At 43.4% G+C, this 2,576-nt stretch carries 2 protein-coding genes and 2 pseudogenes; 2 read left to right on the top strand and 2 right to left on the bottom strand.

What is annotated here, in order from left to right; translation table 11 throughout:
• Nucleotides 1-124 (top strand): annotated as a pseudogene (locus IM477_RS17095) (IS630 family transposase); the annotation flags it as partial.
• A 65-nt stretch (nt 125-189) separates the two neighbouring features.
• Here IM477_RS17095 and IM477_RS17090 read toward each other — a convergent pair.
• Both IM477_RS17090 and IM477_RS17085 read right to left on the bottom strand, forming a co-directional pair.
• The gene (locus IM477_RS17090) at nt 190-639 is read right to left on the bottom strand and encodes an HNH endonuclease (RefSeq protein ID WP_287732765.1); all 450 of its coding nucleotides are present in this window, start codon (nt 637-639) and stop codon (nt 190-192) included.
• The gene (locus IM477_RS17085) at nt 639-905 is read right to left on the bottom strand and encodes a hypothetical protein (protein WP_002773197.1); all 267 of its coding nucleotides are present in this window, start codon (nt 903-905) and stop codon (nt 639-641) included. Before IM477_RS17085 ends, IM477_RS17090 begins: the two co-directional genes overlap by 1 nt.
• Nucleotides 906-1,124: 219 nt before the next feature.
• Here IM477_RS17085 and IM477_RS17080 point away from each other — a divergent pair.
• Nucleotides 1,125-2,441: pseudogene (locus tag IM477_RS17080) on the top strand (Eco57I restriction-modification methylase domain-containing protein); the annotation flags it as partial.
• Nucleotides 2,442-2,576: the final 135 nt, after the last annotated feature.

The raw sequence follows: 2,576 nt of genomic DNA, 5'->3' as shown, positions 1-2,576 counted from the left end.
TCGAGAATTTGAAAATAAAGAAGAACTGGAAAAAGTAGTCAATCAGCTTTTAAATGAAGGGGGATTGATTATTAAATGGAGTAGAAAACTTAAAAATAAGGGTAATGCTGTCAATGTAACTTAAATGCGTAAAAGCTTAGCACAGTCAGAACATTGATAAAGCGCAAATTTACCGACAATATTGCTAATTTAATCGACATTCTTCCGGATGGGATCTCCCGGCGGTGGATGTCGCTTGAGAAGTATGTCAGCTTGGCGAATGTCAATTACCCTCTCTCGATTTAAGTCTAAAGCTGCAATCGTGGCTTTTCCCACTGCCGTCAAGCTAATAATTCCTCGACCGTCTGCCGACCAAATAAAATGGTCTTGCCAACGCTCCCTTCTCGGATTAAAGAGAGGTATGTCCTCCCCTAAAGCTAAGTCTTTGATAGAGACCAGATTTCCCTTGCGACGGTTGCAGTGAAAGCAAGCCAAGGCCAAATTATCCAAGCTGTCATCTCCTCCTTGAGTTAAGGGAATGACGTGGTCTATCGTAAAGGCAACATACTGCCATTTTTCTAAGGCATGGCAATACTCGCATAAATAATTGGCGCGGACGCGAATTTCTGATTGGATAACTGAGGAAAACTTTTTAGACATCAAGAGGGGTTTTTGCTGAGATTCCGCAAGGTACGATTGACAAAGCTGAGGTAGTCGTCAATTTCTTCGTAGGCATCGAGTTCTTGCTTTTGTGCGGGGGTAATTGCTGATTCTTTCTCTAGTTGGAGTAATTCTTCAATTCGAGTCTGAACGGCAGTGGAGGCTCGAAATATAGCAACTCCATCTTCTAATTCTAGGCAGACGGCTCCCTCTCTGGCTAGGGCAGAGGGCAAGTGATTGAGTTTAGGGATTGCTTGGGGGGTCATTTCAGTTACCAGTTATCAGTCATCGGTGACTACCAAGGATTTTAATTTTTATCCCCATTATTATACCTACGGCTGTGGTAAGTCTTGGCGATTTTTTTTGGCCAAAACCCTTGACAAAATCGGAGACTTGCCTTATACTTCTTGTATAATGGGAATCCGTGCCTGCCTGCGAACCCTTCATTTTTAGGCTAGATACCCTCAATGCTAGGATAATCGGCCATGTCAGGACAAACGGGCAATAAACCACTTTTTTCTCAACACTATCTTGAGCATCGGCTGCCGGATTCTCCGGAATGGCAAGAGGATGTATCGGTGGCATTTTCCCGCTTAGAGAGTCTTTATCAACAAAAAAAGGCGATTTTGCCGACTCTTAACGAAGCGCAAACGGAAGCAGAATTAATACAACCGATTCTAGAAATTCTCGGTTTTAGTTATATACCGCAAGTAAGCAGTAGGGGAAAAGGAAGGTCAGAAAGGCCAGATTATGCCCTATTTGCCAGAGAAAATGACCGTTATCAAGCCTATGCTCTCCAGAATAATGAAAGAGCCTTTTATCGTCAAGTTTTAGCGATCGCTGAGGCCAAATACTGGCAACGTTCTCTTAGTGACGTTTCTAAGAATGATCAGCGAGATATCTGGAAAAATAGTAATCCTTCCTTTCAGATCACCAATTACCTGACGGGGACGGGGGTAGATTGGGGTATTCTCACCAATGGTCGAGAATGGCGCTTATATTATCGTCAAGCGTCCTCCACAGCCACGGAATTTTATCTAGTGGACTTGATGGAACTATTAGAAGGGGGAGATCGGCAAAAATTTCCGTATTTCTGGTTATTTTTCCGTCAAGAGGCTTTTATTAAGGATATTCACGGTCAGAATTTCCTTGAACGCGTCCGGGAGGGGAGTACCACCTATGCCACCAGAGTGGGTAACGAGTTAAAAGAGTTAGTCTTCGATCGCATTTTTCCCGATATTTCTCAAGGTTTTGTATCATTAAATACAGACATACAGCCAGATTTATTGTACGAGGCGAGTTTATCCCTGCTGTATAAATTATTATTTCTTCTCTACGCAGAAGCGCGGGACTTGCTGCCGGTGAGGGGAGACTATCGCGATTACAGCTTATTGCAAAAGACGCGAGAAATTGCCGTTAAAATCGATCGTCAGCAGGTCTTTAGTCGCACCTCGACGGGAATATACGATGCTCTCCTCAGTTTATTTCGCATTGTCGATCGAGGGGATGCTAATTTAGCCGTACCTCGTTACAACGGGGGTTTATTTGACATGGAAGAAGGCCGGGTGAATTGTTTTCTCGGTCAATATAAGTTATCCGATGCGGTTTTAGCGCCCATTTTAGACAAGTTAGCACGTTTTGAGGGACAGCCGATCGACTATAGTTTTTTAGGTGTGCGACAGTTAGGATCAATTTACGAAGGATTACTGGAATATCGCATCGTGATTGAGGGGGAATCGGTGCATCTGGAAAATGATCGGGGAGAAAGAAAAGCCACCGGTTCCTATTACACTCCCGATTATCGAAAATTTGGGTTAAAACCCCGTCCTTTTAGGACGGCTTTAAGCTACAATGGAAAAAGCGATAACCAAGCTAAAAACTGAACCTTGACAACAGATAGTAGGGGGTTTTGTTCAGAAAAGAATTCAAATTCGGCC

Origin of the sequence: Microcystis sp. M090S1 (assembly GCF_020246295.1) — a bacterium.
Classification (GTDB): Bacteria; Cyanobacteriota; Cyanobacteriia; order Cyanobacteriales; family Microcystaceae; genus Microcystis; species Microcystis aeruginosa.
This window is presented reverse-complemented; position numbering and strand designations above follow the sequence as displayed.

Coding starts and splice junctions, on each gene's coding strand:
- IM477_RS17085 (WP_002773197.1), bottom strand. CDS start 905: ATGACCCCCCAAGCAATCCCTAAACTCAATCACTTGCCCTCTGCCCTA.
- IM477_RS17090 (WP_287732765.1), bottom strand. CDS start 639: ATGTCTAAAAAGTTTTCCTCAGTTATCCAATCAGAAATTCGCGTCCGC.